Annotated in this window: 19 protein-coding genes and 1 tRNA gene; 15 read left to right on the top strand and 5 right to left on the bottom strand. The window is 71.9% G+C overall.

Going from position 1 to position 15,698, the window contains the following annotated elements; genetic code table 11:
• Positions 1-85: 85 nt before the first annotated feature.
• The 5 genes from K8W59_RS11955 (at position 86) to K8W59_RS11935 (ending at position 3,403) form a co-directional block, all read left to right on the top strand.
• Positions 86-2,179 carry an ATP-dependent DNA helicase UvrD2 gene (locus K8W59_RS11955; RefSeq protein ID WP_449866971.1) on the top strand — a complete coding sequence of 698 codons (2,094 nt, stop codon included), beginning with the start codon at positions 86-88 and terminating at the stop codon, positions 2,177-2,179.
• 104 nt (positions 2,180-2,283) lie between these two features.
• Positions 2,284-2,448 (top strand): hypothetical protein, encoded by a 165-nt coding sequence (locus tag K8W59_RS11950; RefSeq protein WP_223394099.1) that lies wholly within the window; start codon positions 2,284-2,286, stop codon positions 2,446-2,448.
• Between the two features lie 121 nt (positions 2,449-2,569).
• Positions 2,570-2,914: a WhiB family transcriptional regulator gene (locus K8W59_RS11945; RefSeq protein ID WP_223394097.1), complete on the top strand. Its 345-nt coding sequence runs from the start codon at positions 2,570-2,572 to the stop codon at positions 2,912-2,914.
• A gap of 28 nt (positions 2,915-2,942) precedes the next feature.
• On the top strand, positions 2,943-3,131 hold the full coding sequence (locus K8W59_RS11940) for a hypothetical protein (protein WP_223394095.1): 189 nt from the start codon (positions 2,943-2,945) through the stop codon (positions 3,129-3,131).
• Positions 3,132-3,241: 110 nt separating this feature from the next.
• Positions 3,242-3,403: a hypothetical protein gene (locus K8W59_RS11935; RefSeq protein ID WP_223394093.1), complete on the top strand. Its 162-nt coding sequence runs from the start codon at positions 3,242-3,244 to the stop codon at positions 3,401-3,403.
• A gap of 1 nt (position 3,404) precedes the next feature.
• Here K8W59_RS11935 and K8W59_RS11930 read toward each other — a convergent pair whose 3' ends face one another.
• Together K8W59_RS11930 and K8W59_RS11925 are read right to left on the bottom strand one after the other, a co-directional pair.
• Positions 3,405-4,271, bottom strand: a complete 867-nt coding sequence (locus tag K8W59_RS11930; RefSeq protein WP_223394091.1) for a hypothetical protein — start codon at positions 4,269-4,271, stop codon at positions 3,405-3,407.
• Positions 4,272-4,338: 67 nt separating this feature from the next.
• Entirely contained in the window at positions 4,339-4,497 is a 159-nt protein-coding gene (locus tag K8W59_RS11925; protein ID WP_223394089.1) for a DUF5679 domain-containing protein, read from the bottom strand.
• 364 nt (positions 4,498-4,861) lie between these two features.
• Between K8W59_RS11925 and K8W59_RS11920 the strand changes: the two genes are divergently transcribed.
• Both K8W59_RS11920 and K8W59_RS11915 read left to right on the top strand, forming a co-directional pair.
• Complete coding sequence (locus K8W59_RS11920; protein WP_223394088.1) at positions 4,862-5,902, top strand: PHP domain-containing protein; 1,041 nt, start codon at positions 4,862-4,864, stop codon at positions 5,900-5,902.
• Positions 5,903-5,940: 38 nt separating this feature from the next.
• On the top strand, positions 5,941-6,303 hold the full coding sequence (locus K8W59_RS11915) for a M48 metallopeptidase family protein (protein WP_317846266.1): 363 nt from the start codon (positions 5,941-5,943) through the stop codon (positions 6,301-6,303).
• A gap of 8 nt (positions 6,304-6,311) precedes the next feature.
• On the opposite strand, the gene K8W59_RS11910 is transcribed toward K8W59_RS11915, so the two are convergent.
• Together K8W59_RS11910 and K8W59_RS11905 are read right to left on the bottom strand one after the other, a co-directional pair.
• Positions 6,312-6,872 (bottom strand): NUDIX hydrolase, encoded by a 561-nt coding sequence (locus K8W59_RS11910; protein ID WP_223394086.1) that lies wholly within the window; start codon positions 6,870-6,872, stop codon positions 6,312-6,314.
• Positions 6,869-8,266, bottom strand: a complete 1,398-nt coding sequence (locus K8W59_RS11905) for a zinc-dependent metalloprotease (RefSeq protein WP_223394084.1) — start codon at positions 8,264-8,266, stop codon at positions 6,869-6,871. Before K8W59_RS11905 ends, K8W59_RS11910 begins: the two co-directional genes overlap by 4 nt.
• Positions 8,267-8,312: 46 nt before the next feature.
• Between K8W59_RS11905 and K8W59_RS11900 the strand changes: the two genes are divergently transcribed.
• From K8W59_RS11900 to K8W59_RS11865, 8 genes are all read left to right on the top strand, one after another.
• Positions 8,313-8,735, top strand: coding sequence for a molybdenum cofactor biosynthesis protein MoaE (locus K8W59_RS11900; RefSeq protein WP_223394082.1), 423 nt, complete (start codon positions 8,313-8,315; stop codon positions 8,733-8,735).
• A gap of 45 nt (positions 8,736-8,780) precedes the next feature.
• Positions 8,781-9,032, top strand: a complete 252-nt coding sequence (locus tag K8W59_RS11895) for a hypothetical protein (RefSeq protein ID WP_223394080.1) — start codon at positions 8,781-8,783, stop codon at positions 9,030-9,032.
• Positions 9,033-9,078: 46 nt separating this feature from the next.
• Positions 9,079-10,131: a YlbL family protein gene (locus tag K8W59_RS11890; protein ID WP_223394078.1), complete on the top strand. Its 1,053-nt coding sequence runs from the start codon at positions 9,079-9,081 to the stop codon at positions 10,129-10,131.
• Positions 10,128-10,694 carry a PPA1309 family protein gene (locus K8W59_RS11885; RefSeq protein ID WP_223394076.1) on the top strand — a complete coding sequence of 189 codons (567 nt, stop codon included), beginning with the start codon at positions 10,128-10,130 and terminating at the stop codon, positions 10,692-10,694. The genes K8W59_RS11890 and K8W59_RS11885 overlap by 4 nt, the downstream gene beginning before the upstream one ends.
• Complete coding sequence (locus K8W59_RS11880; protein WP_223394074.1) at positions 10,691-13,732, top strand: UPF0182 family membrane protein; 3,042 nt, start codon at positions 10,691-10,693, stop codon at positions 13,730-13,732. The genes K8W59_RS11885 and K8W59_RS11880 overlap by 4 nt, the downstream gene beginning before the upstream one ends.
• Positions 13,733-13,938: 206 nt before the next feature.
• A tRNA-Met gene (locus K8W59_RS11875) sits at positions 13,939-14,012 on the top strand.
• A gap of 258 nt (positions 14,013-14,270) precedes the next feature.
• The gene (locus K8W59_RS11870) at positions 14,271-14,531 is read left to right on the top strand and encodes a type II toxin-antitoxin system Phd/YefM family antitoxin (RefSeq protein ID WP_223394072.1); all 261 of its coding nucleotides are present in this window, start codon (positions 14,271-14,273) and stop codon (positions 14,529-14,531) included.
• A gap of 2 nt (positions 14,532-14,533) precedes the next feature.
• On the top strand, positions 14,534-14,794 hold the full coding sequence (locus K8W59_RS11865) for a Txe/YoeB family addiction module toxin (RefSeq protein ID WP_141003302.1): 261 nt from the start codon (positions 14,534-14,536) through the stop codon (positions 14,792-14,794).
• A gap of 436 nt (positions 14,795-15,230) precedes the next feature.
• On the opposite strand, the gene K8W59_RS11860 is transcribed toward K8W59_RS11865, so the two are convergent.
• Positions 15,231-15,689: an arsenate-mycothiol transferase ArsC gene (locus K8W59_RS11860; RefSeq protein ID WP_141003301.1), complete on the bottom strand. Its 459-nt coding sequence runs from the start codon at positions 15,687-15,689 to the stop codon at positions 15,231-15,233.
• Positions 15,690-15,698 lie beyond the last annotated feature (9 nt).

The raw sequence follows: 15,698 nt of genomic DNA, 5'->3' as shown, positions 1-15,698 counted from the left end.
TCGGGAGTGTCCCCTCCGACGTCTAGGGTCGTGGCACCGGGTGGTCGCCACCCTGACGCAACCGTCGACGATGAGGAGTTGTTCCGTGCCGGGCTCCGAGGACCTGCTGGCCGCGCTCGACCCCGAGCAGCGCCAGGTCGCCGAGGCGCTGCACGGGCCGGTGCGGGTACTGGCCGGTGCCGGCACCGGCAAGACCCGGGCGATCACCCACCGGATCGCCTACGGCGTCAGCACCGGCGTCTACCAGCCCACCAACGTGCTGGCGGTCACCTTCACCACCCGTGCCGCGGGGGAGATGCGGGCCCGGCTGCGGGCGCTCGGCGCCGGCCCCGTGCAGGCGCGCACCTTCCACTCCGCAGCCCTGCGCCAGCTGCGCTACTTCTGGCCGCAGGCCCGCGGGTCGGCGCTGCCGGAGCTGATCGAGTCCAAGATCGGGATGCTGGCGGCGGCCACCCGCGGGCTGCGGCTCAAGGCCGACCAGGCCCTGCTCCGCGACCTCGCGGGCGAGGTCGAGTGGGCCAAGGTCAGCAATCTGCGTCCCGACGACTACGCCGGCGTCGCCGAGCGCCGGGAGCGCGAGGTGGCCGGCCTGGACGCGGCGAGCGTGGCCAAGGTCTACGCGTCCTACGAGCAGGTCAAGCGCGAGCAGGGGCGGATGGACATGGAGGATGTGCTCCTCCTGACCGCCGGACTCCTCGCCGACGACGAGCGGGTCGCGGCCGCCATCCGCCGCCAGTACCACCACTTCGTGGTGGACGAGTTCCAAGACGTCTCGCCGCTGCAGTCGACGCTGCTGGACCTCTGGCTCGGCGACCGGGACGAGCTGTGCGTGGTGGGCGACCCGGCGCAGACGATCTACTCCTTTGCCGGGGCCCGCGCCGACCATCTCCTGGACTTCCCGCAGCGGTTCCCGCGGACCACCTCGGTCGAGCTGGTCCGCAACTACCGCTCGACCCCGCAGGTGGTCACCGCGGCGAACTCGGTGCTCGCGGGGTCCGGGACACCCGGCGTGCGGCTGCAGCCCCAGCTCCCCGCCGGACCCGAGGTGACGCTGACTCCCAGCCCGGACGAGGTCGCCGAGGCGGCCGCGGCCGCCGACCGGGTCGCCGCGCTGCGCGACTCCGGGGTCCCGCTGTCCGGCATCGCGATCCTGTTCCGCATCAACGCCCAGTCCGAGGTGTTCGAGGAGGCGCTGGGCAGTCGCGGCATCCCCTACACGATCCGCGGCGCGGCGAGGTTCTTCGACCGGCCCGAGGTCCGGCAGGCGGTGACGCTCCTGCGCGGAGCCGCCCGCTCCGGTGAGGGCAGCGGCGTCCTGGTCGACGACGTACGCGCCGTGCTCGCCGGGATGGGCTGGACGGTCGAGGCGCCCGGCGCCCGCGGCCAGGCCAGGGACCGGTGGGAGTCGCTCCAGGCGCTGGTCGACCAGGCAGCCGACCTCGCCTCCCGGGACGGGGGCGACCTCACGGCGTTCGTCGCCGACCTGGACCGGCGGGCCGAGGAGCAGCACGCCCCGGTCGCCGACGGGGTGACGCTGGCGACGCTGCACGCGGCCAAGGGCCTGGAGTGGGAGGCGGTCCTGGTGTGCGGCCTGGTCGACGGGACGCTGCCGATCACCTACGCCAAGACCTCGGCGGCGATCGAGGAGGAGCGCCGGCTGCTCTACGTCGGCGTCACCCGGGCCCGCCGCCACCTGGCCCTGTCCTGGGCACTGGCGCGCCATCCGGGAGGGCGGCAGAGCCGCAAGCCCTCGCGGTTCCTCGACGGCCTGCTGCCCAGCGAGATGCTCGCCTCGGCCGAGCGCTCGAGGTCATCGAGCCGCGGCCGGGGCGCACGCACCTGCCGGGAGTGCGGCCGGCCGTTGACCACTGCTGCGGAGAAGAAGGCGCTGCGCTGCTCCGACTGCCCGGCGTCCTACGACGAGGCGCTCTTCGAGGCGCTGCGCTCCTGGCGCAAGGAGACGGCCGACGCCGAGAGCGTGCCGGCGTTCGTGGTCTTCAACGACGCCACGCTCCAGCTGGTCGCCGAGCAGCGACCGGAGACGGAGGAGGGGCTGCTCCGGGTGAGCGGGATCGGCCGGACGAAGCTGGAGAAGTACGGCGAGGAGCTGCTCGCCGTGGTCGCCGCGCACCCGGAGGCGACCGGCAGCGAAATCTCCGACGAAATACCCATAAAATAGTTTGCTCATTACATCCCCGGGGGAGTAGTTTCTCTCCCGTCACGCACACCCGCGCAGACGCACCTGGCACGTGCGGCGCCCGAGCACCGAAGGAGGTGGCACGAATGAGCAAGTCCTTGACGATCATCCGGACGGCGAACCCGTCCGTCTTCGGCATGCCTGCGCGCGTCCGTGCCCTGGGCCTCATCGAGTGCCCGGCCACCGATGTGTTCGGCGCCACCGAGGGCGTCTACGTGGGTCTTCCCGCCTGGAGACCACCGGTCTGTTGACACAGTTCAGCACCGGCGCCTCCAGGCCGCGGATCCCACAGACCGGGATCCGCGGCCTTTTTGTTTTCCGCGAGTCCCACCACCAGCAGCGACCAGGAATCAGGAGAAGGAGGTGACACACATGACCATCAGCATCATCGACCACGGAGCGGCGCTCGGCGCCGGCACGACTCTCGGCGGTCTCCACGATGCGGCGGGTCACGTGGACCAGGAGCGGTTGCCCTGCCGGGTCTTCGACCCCGAGCTGTGGTTCGCCGACACCCCGGCGGACGTGGAGTACGCCAAGGAGCTGTGCCGGGACTGCCCGGTACAGCAGCTGTGCCTGGCCGGCGCCCTCGAGCGGTCCGAGCCCTGGGGCGTCTGGGGCGGCCAGCTGTTCGAGCGGGGAGTCGTCGTACCGCGCAAGCGGCCCCGGGGGCGGCCCCGGAAGGACGACCCGATGAACACCGGCACCTCCGCCGCCTGAGCGGCCCGACCGGGAAAGACATCCATCCATGAACCAGAACGGACACCCGATCATGTATCTCATCGCAGAAGATCTGGCGCGCGCACAGATGTCCGCGCGCCTGGGAGAGGCGCACGAAGCCAGGCGCGTCGGCCAGCTGGTCCGAGCCCGGCGCCTGAGCCGCAAGGCGGAGCGTGCCGCGATGCGAGCCCGGCTCGCGCTCGCCCGCGCGCTCTAGGGGAGAGCACCTCTCCTGGTCGCATCACGAGAGGGCCGGGGGCGCCGCCGTCGAGGCGGAGCCCCGGCCCTTCGCCGTACCCTGGCGGGGGTACGGCGTAGATTGGCTGCATGCTCACCTGCGACTTCTGCGGCCGGCGGGCCGAGGAGGGCGCCGCGACGCTCACCTGGACGTTCGCGGTGGAGAACGACCGGCGCAAGGCCTTCTGCGACTCCTGCTCGCGGGAGAACCTGCGGTCGATGGAGGGGAAGCTGGACTCCGAGTTCTGGTGAGTCAGCCGGCGCGCCAGCCCTGGGTCCAGCTGCAGCCGCACTCGGGCTGGCGGCGATGGCGCTGCTCGCGCGGCGCGCCCTCGACCGGGAGCTGGATGGTGGCACCCCAGCTGGACGGCACCGAGCCGTCGACCCAGGTCACCACGTCGCGCACCGCCCACGCCACCGCCATCGTCATCAGGGCGGGGTCGACCGGCTCCGGGACGTCGCCGACCGGGTCGACGTACTGCTCGCGCAGCAGCGCGTGCCCCGGGTCGCGCCCGCTCAAGTCGGCCACGACGCACCGGCGGCAGGGTGTGCGGCCGGGGTCGACGAACGGGCCGAGGCCGACCTCTCCGGCACTGGTGCCCGCCCACAGGTGCGGCATCCCGGCGCGCAGGAGGGGGTCGGCGAGCGCGGCCGACGGCTCGCCGACATGCAGGAGCAGGCGCAGGTCGCCGGGCCGATCGGAGGGGACGAGCCCGATGCCCTGACGGGCGAGCAGCGAGGAGGCGACCTCGCGCCAGCCCTCGGGGCCGGTGACCTGGACGCGTACGTCGGCCCGGTGCCGCCATCGGGAGCGGGCCGCGGCGCCGTGCCGGTGGTAGGCCGCCGCCACCTCGGGCCCCTGGTCGGGATGCTCCTCCAGGGTCCGGGCCAGCTCGCGGCCGTCGACCAGCAGTCCGGCCAGCCGCACCAGCAGGCCGTCCGCTCCCTCGGGCGGGTCGGCGTCGAGCTGGTGCAGCGCCCGGGCGAGCCGCCGGCCCAGGGGAGTGTCGGGCAGCCCGGAGCGCAGGGCCGGGCTCAGGCCGGCCTGCAGGTGGCCGTCGCAGCGCCGGGCCAGCCGGAGGCCGGGGCGCAGCACCGGTCGTGGGCGCTCAGCGGTCATGCCGGGGAGCCTGCCAGACCGCAGCGGTGCGGCCGAGCCGTTGTCCACAGGCGCCTCGCGGCCAGGGTCAGACGCGGCCCAGGATCCGGTTGAGGTTCGTGCCGCAGACCGGGCAGACGGCCTTGGCCATCTTGGTGCCCTTGTCGTTGACGCGAACCTCGCCCTCCGCCTCGCGCTTGTCCTTGCACTTGACGCAGTAGAACTCGCCGCTCCAGGTCTCCGCCATCTCGGCCTCCTTGCCGATCGCATCTCATGGCCGACGGGGGTGGGCAGGGAAGCCCGTCCCCGTGACCCTACACAGCGCAGGGGCCCCGGCCACGGTGGTGGTCGTTTGCCTTCCCCTTGCGAACGTCCACCGGAGCGGTCGGAGCCCCTGGTCGCACCACCCTGGCAGGGGCCGGGTGCCGCCGTCAACGCCGCTCCTCGACGGCTGTGCACACGCCTGTGGAGAACCTCGGGACAGAGCGGCCGGGGCTGGGGAGAGGCGGGCTCCCCTGGGGATGACGGCTGTGGAAAACTGGCGCAGCGAGGCGGCGTACCCGCGCCTGACCTGCCCACTTCTCGTCCACCGGCTGTGGAAGGAAACCACCGTGAGCACATCCGCCCCGGGACCGGTCGCCGCGCTGCGCCGGATCGCCTTCCTCATGGAGCGCGGTCGGGAGGAGACCCGCCGGATCCAGGCGTTCCGCCAGGCGGCGGCGACGATCCTCGCGCTTCCCGACGAGGAGCTGCAGCGCCGCGTCGGGGAGGGCACCCTGACCGAGCTGGCGGGGATCGGCCCGAGCACGGCCGCGGTGGTCGAGGCGGCGGCGCGGGGCGAGGTCCCCGAGCGGTTGGCCGCTCTGGAGGAGAGGTACGCCGGGCCGCTGGCGGCGGGCGGACGGGAGCTGCGGGCCGCCGTACGCGGCGACTGTCACTCGCACTCGGACTGGTCCGACGGCGGCTCGCCGCTGGAGGAGATGGCCTTCACCGCGATCGAGCTGGGGCACGAGTACCTCGTGCTCACCGACCACTCGCCGCGCCTGACGGTGGCCAACGGGCTCTCCGCGGCGCGGCTGGAGAAGCAGCTCGGCGTGATCGACGCGGTCAACGAGCACCTGGACGGCACCGGGTTCACCCTGCTGAGGGGGATCGAGGTGGACATCCTCGACGACGGCGGCCTGGACCAGACCGAGGAGATGCTGGGCCGCCTGGACGTGCGGGTCGCCAGCGTGCACTCCAAGCTCCGGATGGACGCCGAGCCGATGACCCGCCGGATGCTGGGCGCGGTGCGGAACCCGTTCGTCAACGTGCTCGGGCACTGCACCGGCCGGTTGGTGACGGGCAATCGCGGCACTCGTCCGCCGAGCGACTTCGACGCCGTCCGCGTCTTCGAGGCGTGCGCGGAGGAGGGCGTCGCGGTGGAGATCAACAGCCGGCCCGAGCGGCGCGACCCGCCGACCCGCCTGCTCGAGCTCGCCCGGGACATCGGCTGCCTGTTCTCCATCGACTCCGACGCCCACGCGCCCGGCCAGCTCGACATGCTCGACTACGGCTGCGCGAGGGCCGAGGAGGCCGGCATCGGGCCGGAGCGGATCGTCAACACCTGGGAGCGGGACCGGCTGCTCGCCTGGGCGGGCGCCCGCCTGTGAGCCCGGCGAGCGGGTCGCGCAGCCGCTAGCGTGGGGCCATGCCGGCCCCCTCGGACCCCGACCTGCTGGCGCGTGCGGTGCGCCTGAACGACGACTGGTTCGGCGGGATGGCGACGCCGGAGTCGGTGCGCTGGGTGGACAACCAGCAGTCGCGGTGGGGGTCCTGCAGCCCGGGCGACCGGGCCATCCGGCTGTCGCGTCGGCTGGAGGGGATGCCGCGCTGGGTGGTCGACTACGTGATCGTGCACGAGCTCGCGCACTTCCTCGAGCCCGGCCACGACGAGAGCTTCTGGGCATGGGTCAACCGATACCCCCGGGCCGAGCGGGCGCAGGGCTACCTGCTGGGCTGGTCCGACGCCTGGAACATGGAGGCGCCGCCGGGGCCCGACCGGGACGACTGAGTGCGGGCTCAGCCCCGAGGGAGCAGAGCGTCGCGCGCCAGCGCCGCGAGCTCGAGCAGCTCCGGCTCCAGGTCGGGAAGATCCGGGTCGTCCAGCCGCCACCAGCGCACGTCCAGCGACTCCTCACTCGTCGCGGGCACGGCGCCCTCGGGGGCGATCGCGGCGTAGCGGACGTCGAGGTGCTGCACCGGTCCGCGCGGGTCGCAGAAGGCCACCGTGTGCTCGGACAGCTGGAGGGGTACGACGGTCACCCCGAGACCGTCGAGACCGGACTCCTCCCGCGCCTCCCGCTCGGCGACCGCGGCGAGCGAGTCGTCGCCGTCCTCGCAGTGGCCGCCGAAGTGGAACCAGCGGCCGGCCTTGCGGTGCAGGTTGAGCAGGACCGCGTCGCCGTCGGCGGAGAGGACCAGGGTCCCTGCGGTGAGGTGGTCGGGGAAGCAGGCGCGGGTCATCCCGTCGGGGTGACGGTCGAGGTGGGCGACGTACCGGTCGCGCAGGCGAGCCTGCTCCGCGGTCGGCGGCTCCCATGCCGAGAGCACCCCGAGCGCGTCGGCGTGCAGCCGGCTCACGAGTCGGTGCCGGGCTCCGTCGGCCCCTCGGACGCCCCGCCCATGCCCTCGTCGAGGAGCTTGGACAGCTCGGCGTCGAAGTCGGCCTCCGACAGCTGCTCGGGCGCGGTGGCGCCCTCCCGGAACCCCAGCGGGTCGTCGAGGTCCGCGGCGGTGGGCAGCAGGTGCGGCGACATCCACACGCCGTCGCGCGCCTCCGCGCCCTGCCGGTCCCGCAGCGAGCCCCACAGGGTGGAGGCGTCGCGGAGCCGGCGCGGCCGCAGCTCGAGCCCGACCAGCTGGGCGAAGGCCTGCTCCGCCGGGCCGCCGGCCGCACGACGGCGGCGGACCGCCTCGGCGAGCTTGCCCGCCGCGGGCATCCGCTGCGCGGTCGCCTGACCGACGACCTCGTCGACCCAGCCCTCGACCAGTGCCAGCGTGGTCTCCAGCCGCTCGAGGGCGGCCTTCTGCTGGGGCGAGGTGCGCGGGTCGAAGAGCCCGCCCTCCATCGCCTGCTGGAAGGCTGCGGGGTCCATCGGGTTGAGCCCCTGGATCTGCTCCTGCATCCCCGAGACGTCGATCTCGATGCCTCGGGCGAAGTCGGTGACCGCGCCGATCAGGTGGTCGCGCAGCCACGGCACGTTGGCGAACAGTCGCTGGTGGGCCGCCTCGCGGAGCGCGAGGTAGAGCAGCACGTCGTCGTGCTCGACGTCCAGGCCGTCGGCGAAGGCGGCGACGTTGGTCGGGACCAGCGCGGCCGTGCCCGTCGGGCCCAGGGGCAGGCCGATGTCGGAGGCGGTGAGGACCTCGCCGGCGAGACCGCCGAGCGCCTGGCCCATCTGCATCGCGACCATCGACCCGGTGGCCTTGCCGAGCATCCCCAGCAGGGGACCGGCCATCTGCTGGGCCTCCTCGGGCAGGTTGTCCGACAGCATCCCCGTGGCGCGCTCGGCGACCGGGGTGACCAGGCCCTTCCAGACCTCCATGGTGTTGACCAGCCAGTCCGCGCGGCTCCAGGCGGCGGTGCCGGTCACACCGGCGGTGAACTCGGTGGTCTCGTCCAGCCAGTGGTCCGCGAGCCGGACGGCGTCGGCGACCGCGGTCCTCGCGTCCTGGCCGGGGGTCGGGTCGGCCTCCTGGGCGGCGACCTTGCGCGCGGTGTCGAGCGCGAGGTTCCAGTTCACCGGGCCGTCGTAGGGCTGCATCATCGCCTGGAACTGCCCGATCAGCCCCGACAGGTCGGGCATCTGGCCGCCCGCGCCGGCCGGCGGCATGAACCCCGCCGGACGGTGGGCGCCGGGCGCTCCGCCCAGCCCGCCGAGCATGCCGAAGAGCTGCTCGAACGGGGTGCCCTTGAACGGGTTCTGCTCGTCGTCGGGGCCCTCGCCGGGTCGCTTGTCGGCGTTGTCATCCATGTCCTCCACCGTACCCGCCTCCTCCACGGCGCGTAGGCTCGCCGACGTGACCCAGATCCGGCTCTGCGAGATCCGCGAGACCCCCCTCGACGTCGCCGAGGTGGTGGCCTCGCTGGATGACGACACGACCGGCGGGCTGACCCTGTTCGTGGGGCGGGTCCGCGACCATGACGGCGGCAAGAGCGTCGACGGGCTGGACTACACCGCCCACCCGACGGCGCTGGACCGGATGCGCGAGGTCTGCGAGCGCGTCGCCGCGGAGTACGACGTGCACGGGGTCGCCGCGGTGCACCGGGTCGGGACCCTGGCGATCGGCGACGTCGCCGTCATCGTCGCCACCACCGGGGCGCACCGCGGTGAGGCGTTCGACGCCTCCCGTGCGCTCATCGACACGCTCAAGGACGAGGTGCCGATCTGGAAGCACCAGCGCTTCGGCGACGGCAGCGAGGAGTGGGTCGGCACCCCCTAGCGTGTCGCGCGCCGTGGCGCACCGGTGATCCGTAGGCTCGCACCCGTGGAGATCCTGTGGTGGCTGGCGCCCCCCGTCGTCGTGGCGTTCGTGGCCATGCTGTGGGTCGGCTGGCTGGGCCGGGAGCGCACCGTGGAGGTGGATCGCGAGGCGGCCGCCGCGCGGCTGGCGCGGGCCCTGGAGAGCGGCCGGCCGATCACCCGGCACGCGACCGCGCCGCCGCCGCGCGACCGGAGTCGCGGGATCGCCGTACGCCCCTCGCGGGTGAACGGCGCCGACGAGCGTCGCGCGGGCTGACGAGGGCCCTCCTCGCCTGCTTGCCCGAAGGTGAGAGGCTTCGTCCATGAGCCAGCGCCTGATCGCCGCGGTCGTCGCCGCGCCGCTGCTGGCTGCGCTGATCGCCACCGCCGCGTTGGTGAAGGTGCCCTACGTGCGCTACCAGCCCGGGCTCACCGTCGACGTCCTCGGCGCCGAGGACGGGGAGGAGATCATCACGGTCCAGGGGCACCGCACCTACCGCGACGACGGACAGCTGCGGCTGACCACGGTCTACGTCAGCCCGCCCGACGGCGGCGTCGGCGTCTTCACGGCCCTGGACGCGTGGCTGGACCCCGAGGACGCCCTCTACCCCTACGACACCGTCTACCCCGACAACCAGACGCAGGAGGACGCCGACCAGCGCTCGTCGGCCCAGATGGTCTCCTCCCAGGACACCGCGGTGGCGGTCGCGATGACCGAGATGGGGTACGACGTCCCGCAGACCGCCGAGGTCCTCGCGGTGACCGAGGGCATGCCCGCGGACGGGAAGCTGAAGGTCCGCGACCAGCTGCTCCGGATCGGGGACACGAGGATCCGCACCGTCGAGGACGTCTTCACCGCCGTGGGCGGCGCCGAGGCCGGCACCCCGCTGGAGTTCGTCGTGCAGCGCGGCTCGGAGCGCCGGACCGTCTCGGTGACGCCGAAGAGCACCCCGGACGGCCCCAAGGTGGGGGTGGTGCCGGGCATCGGCTTCGACTTCCCGTTCGACGTCTCCGTCGCCCTCGACCCCAACATCGGCGGGCCCAGCGCCGGGCTGATGTTCTCCCTGGGGGTCTATGACGTACTGACGCCCGGCTCGCTGACCGGCTCCCGGACCGTGGCCGGCACGGGCACGATCGACCCCGAGGGCCGGGTCGGGCCGATCGGCGGGATCCAGCAGAAGATCGTGGCGGCAGAGGAGGCCGGGGCACGGCTCTTTCTGGTGCCCCCGGACAACTGCGCCGAGGCGCTGAGCGCGCCCGCGGGGGACATGCGCCTGGTGCGCACCCCCACGATGAGCGCGGCGGTGCAGGCCGTCGAGAAGTGGACCGAGAACCCCGACGCGCCGCTCCCGCGGTGCAGCAAGGAGGCAGCGTGACCGAGCAGGGCGACGAGCAGCGCCCCCTCCAGGCGGAGTTCGCCCTCGAGGCGGCACTGCGTGAGGTGGAGGCGCACGTCGCCTCCGGGGGCTGGGACCAGCCGGCGCGGCTCTACGCGCTCGTCCCCACCGCCGACCTGTTGATGCGCGAGCCCGGCCTGGCCGAGGCGCTCGGGATCGAGGGCGACCTGCCGGCGGGCCACCTGACTCCCGTCGAGCAGGAGCTCCCCGCGGACGGTGAGCCGTTGGAGACGGTGCTGCAGTCGGTCGAGTGGCCGGCGGCCGTCAGGGGCTGCGCCGCGGTGCTCGAGCGGCTCGTGCTCCCTCCCGACGCGGAGGACAACCTGCCCGACGAGGCCGGCGCGGCGGCGGAGTTCGCTGCCGAGCACCCGGACCGCCAGGAGGTCCGGATCGCCGCCGGGGCGCTGCGCGGCGGGACGGCGTACTCCGTCCTCCGCCTGCGCTCCCACGATGACGACCGGTCCGTGGTGGGTGGCGCCGACCTGGTGCCCGCCCTCCTGGACCTGCTGGCCGCCACCTTGACCGAGGAGCCTCCCGCGTGAGCAACCCGTTCTTCGACGACGTGCCACCGCGCCGCCCGGGAGGTGGCCGCCCTGCGCCGCCTGCCGCGCCCAGCCGGCGGCCGCGCGCCCTGCTCATCACCGTGGGTGTGCTGCTCGCGCTGTTCATCGGCGTGACGGCGTTCTCGTCGCTGTGGACCGAGCGGCTGTGGTACGGCTCGATCGGCTTCTCCTCGGTCTTCTCCACCCTGATCTGGACGCGCGTCGGGCTGTTCCTGGTCTTCGGCGCGCTCATGGCCCTGGCCGTGGGCGGGTCGATGGTCGTCGCCTACCGGCTCCGGCCGGCGTTCCGCCCGGGCGGGCCCGACCAGCTCGGGCTGGAGCGCTACCGCGACGCGGTGCTGCCAATCCGGTGGGTGCTGCTGGTCGGCGTCTCGCTGCTGCTGGGCAGCTTCGCCGGTACGTCGGCCGCGGGGAACTGGCGGACCTACCTGCTGTGGCGCAACGGCGGGTCGTTCGGCACCCGGGACCAGTGGTTCAAGAAGGACGCCGGCTTCTACGTCTTCGACCTGCCCTGGTACCACTTCCTCACCGACTTCGTCATGGCCACCGCCGTGGTGGCACTGCTGGCCGCGGTGCTGGTGCACTACCTGTTCGGCGGGATCCAGTTCGTCACCCGCAACGATCGCTTCTCCCCGGGGGCGCAGGCCCAGGTGTCCGTCCTGGTGGCGATCTTCGTGCTCGCCAAGGCGGTGGACTACTGGCTGGACCGCTACGACACCCTCAGTGCCTCGGGCGGGCTGATCGACGGGGTGACCTACACCGACGAGCACGCGGTCATCCCGGCGCACAACATCCTGGCCGGGATCGCGCTGATCTGCGCGGTGCTGTTCCTGGTGAACCTGTGGCGGCGGAACTGGATGCTGCCCACCGTGGGCGTGGCCCTGCTCGCGCTCTCCGCGATCCTGCTCGGGATGGTGTGGCCCGGTGTGGTCCAGCGCTTCCAGGTCGCTCCGTCGGAGGGGGACAAGGAGCAGCCCTACATCCAGGCCAACATCGACGCCACCCGGACGGCGTATGACATCAACGACGTCGAGGAGACCTCCTACCGCGGGTCGGTGGAGGTGGAGGAGGACCAGCTGCGCGACGACGCGCTGGCCGCCGGCATCCGGTTGGTGGACCCCAAGCTGGTGAGCGAGACCTTCGAGCAGACCCAGCAGATCAAGGGCTACTACTCGGTGCCCACGGTGCTCGACGTCGACCGCTACCCGATCGACGGCGAGCAGCGCGACGTGGTGCTCGCCGTGCGCGAGCTCAACCAGGCCGGCCTGCCCGAGAGCGCGCAGAACTGGAACAACCTGCGCACCGTCTACACCCACGGCTACGGCCTGATCGCCGCCTATGGCAACCAGCGGGACCGGACGAACGACAGCCAGGCGGTCAACCGGGGCGACGGCGGCCTGGCGTGGGCGGAGGAGGACATCCCGCCGCGCGGACAGCTGACCGAGCTGGCCGGCGACGAGGGCTTCGAGGACACCAACGGCAAGCCGGGGTATCGCGGCCAGATCTACTTCGGCGAGCAGAGCCCGACGTACTCCATCGTCGGCAAGCGCGACGGTGCCCAGGACATCGAGCTGGACCTGCCCGAGGGCGAGAGCGGCGCCGGCGGGGAGAACTACAGCACCTACGAGGGCACCGGCGGTGTCGGCGTGGGCAGCCTGTGGCGCAAGCTGCTGTACGCCGTGAAGTTCAGCGAGCCGGCGATCGTGCTGTCCAGCCGGGTGAACGAGAACTCCAAGATCCTCTACGACCGCGAGCCGACCCAGATGGTGCGCAAGGCCGCCCCGTGGCTGACCGTGGACGGCGACCCGTTCCCGGCGATGGTGGACGGGAAGATCGTCTGGATCGTCGACGGCTACACCTCGACCGACCAGTACCCCCAGGCGGCCAAGGACTCGGTCGAGGACATGACCAGCGACTCCCTCGGCAACGACACGGCGTTCCGCACCGTGCCGACCGACGAGATCAACTACATGCGCAACGCGGTGAAGGCCGTGGTCGACGCCTACGACGGCAGCGTGACGCTGTATGAGTGGGACGAGAAGGACCCGATCCTCAAGGCGTGGGAGAAGGCGTTCCCCGGCACCGTGCGGCCGAAGTCGTCGATCCCGGACAGCCTGCTCTCGCACATGCGCTACCCCGAGGACCTGTTCAAGGTGCAGCGGTATCAGCTGCAGCAGTACCACGTCACCAGCGCCGACGACTGGTACCAGAAGAACGACGCCTGGCAGATCCCGCGGGACCCCAACAGCGACACCAGCCTGCAGCCGCCGTACCGGCTCTCGGTGTCGATGCCGAACGAGGACGGCAGCCAGGGCAAGCCGAAGTTCTCCCTCACCTCGGTCTACACACCCGTGGACCGGGCGAACCTCGCTGCGTTCCTCGCGGTCAATGCGGACGCGGCCGATGAGGAGAACTACGGGCGGATGCAGCTGCTCGCGCTGCGCGGCGGACAGCAGGTGCCCGGCCCCGGCCAGATCAGCAACAACTTCGCCGGCGACGACGCGGTGAAGGCGGCGCTGCTGAGCTTCACCAACGACGGCTCGTCGAAGGTGAACTACGGCAACCTGCTCACGCTGCCGGTCGGCCAGGGGCTGATGTACGTCCAGCCGATCTACACGATCCGAACCGGCGGCGAGGGCAACTACCCGCAGCTGCGCTTCGTCGTGGTCTCCTTCGGCGACAAGGTCGGGTTCGGCTCGAGCCTGGAGGAGGCGGTCAACGACATCCTGGGGGAGGCGCCCGGGACCGGCTCGGGCTCCGGCTCCGGCTCTGACTCCGGGGGTACGCCGACCGGCACGCTCGACTCCGCCGTCGCCGCCGAGCTGCAGCAGGCGATCCGGCAGTTCCGCCGGGCCGACCGGCTGCAGCGCGAGGGCGACACCGCCGGCTGGGCCGCCGCCCTCGAGCAGGCTCAGGAGCACGTCCAGCGCGCCGAGGAGCTCGCCGCCGAGGCGGGCGCCCGGCCCGACGAGGACGAGGGTTCCGGGAACGGTGATGGCGGCCAGGGCGGGGAGTAGCCCTCTCGCTGGTCGAGCCCGTCGAGACCACTGGGCGTCGCTGGTCGAGCTTGTCGAGACCACCGGGGGTCGCTGGTCGAGCCTGTCGAGACCACCGGGGGTCGCTGGTCGAGCCTGTCGAGACCACCGGGGGTCGCTGGTCGAGCCTGTCGAGACCACCCCCGATTTGGGCTCCGACCCCCGACCCCGTAAAGTGGTGCTCACGACGCGGGGTGGAGCAGTTCGGTAGCTCGCTGGGCTCATAACCCAGAGGTCGCAGGTTCAAATCCTGCCCCCGCTACAAGAAAGTGGCCCCTGACCTGCGGAAACGCGAGTCAGGGGCCACTCAGCATTTTGAACCCATTGCGCTTATGCCGCGGATTGGGTCCCAGAAACCCCGCTGCATCCGCACGCAATCGGGGCCTTGGGGCCGCGTGGTTCTTGCGCCGTAGGCGCTACGAGGCTCCAATGGGCCGTGTCCTGCACGCTGGTGGCCGCGTGGGGCTTGTCACTGCACTCTTGACCTGGCCTGTACAGTTTTCTGTACTGAGGAGGTGGGATGGTGAAGACGCTGAGCTACACCGAGTCCCGGGCCCGTTATGCCCAGGTGCTCGATGACGTGGTGAACGACCGAGAGGAAGTCGTGATCACCCGAGCCGGTCACCCCTCGGTGGTGATCGTGTCGCTGGAGGACTTCGAGTCCCTGCGCGAAACCGCCTACCTGATGCGCTCACCCGCCAACGCTCGTCGCCTGCTCGATGCCATGGAGCGTCTGGAGGCCAACGCAGGGGAGAGCCACGACCTCCTCGACGCCGACTGAGGATGCGGCTGGTCTGGGACGCCAATGCCTGGGAGGACTACCTGTGGTGGCAGACCCAGGACCGCAAGGTCCTGAAGCGCATCAACCTGCTCATCCAAGACGTCGTGCGCAACGGCAACGAAGGCATCGGCAAGCCCGAGCCGCTCAAGCACGACTTCGCCGGCTACTGGTCACGGCGGATCACCGACGAACACCGGCTGGTCTACAAGGTCACCAGCACTGAAGTCCGCATCGCCGCCTGCCGCTACCACTACGGCCGCTGACCCACCACAACCGCCGTCACACTTCCCGTCGCTGACACGTCGGCATCCGACCGCCGCCCCAGCCCAGTCTGCGGAGGTTTCAAGAGTGCGGTTGGGGCACCAGACGATGCTCGGCTCCACGTAGGTGCGGCATGCGCCCTCGCGAGCGGGCGGGGGAGCGGCGACGCGCCAGCAGGAGCCTGATCCGATGTGCACGCTCATGCCGAGTTGAGTGCGTCAGGGCTCCTGGTCGTACTCGGACTCAACGTAGGACTAGAACTCTTCGACCCATGCGATGAACGTTACCCGTGGCTCAGCGGCGTCTCCCGCTTCCGGGGCCAAGTGAGATGCACGATCGCGACTTCGTCGCCGCACTCAGCAATGACGTCTCGTTCGGCAGGGCCCCCTACGCAGCAGGTGAGTGCGATCAGGTCCGAATCGCGACTGCGGAGGGGGACTACTTCGTGGGTATCACGATGGAAGTGGCCGGTGACCCATGGATCTTGACCGGTCCCAGTTCCTGCGCGAGCTGGTGGACTCGTGCCGCGATGTCGTCGCGAACCAGCCGCATGCGGTCCGCACCGTCGATGCCTCGTTCCGAGGGCTCGTCGGTCTCCCAGACCTCGAAGCGGGTGCCGTCGACGGGTTCGAGCCGCGCCTCGGGGCCCAGAATGACGACGAGGTCTGCTGCGCCGACCAAGTCGGACGTGACGGGCTTCGGCTTCTGCCCGGTGATATCGACGTCGATCTCGCGCAGGGTCGTCACCGATAGCTCGTTGAGGTTCGCGCCCGGGTGGGTGCCGGCAGAATTGACGTGGACGCGGTCGCCGGCCAGCTGCCGCATGAGACCGGCGGCCATCTGCGACTTCCCTCCGTTCTTCACGCAGACGAACAGGACGCTCGGGTTGTCGGCCACGGTTGCGCT

This window comes from Nocardioides rotundus, from assembly GCF_019931675.1.
In the GTDB taxonomy this organism is placed as follows: Bacteria; Actinomycetota; Actinomycetes; order Propionibacteriales; family Nocardioidaceae; genus Nocardioides; species Nocardioides rotundus.
Note: the sequence above shows the minus strand (reverse complement) of the source record. Positions and strands in the feature narration are given on the sequence as shown.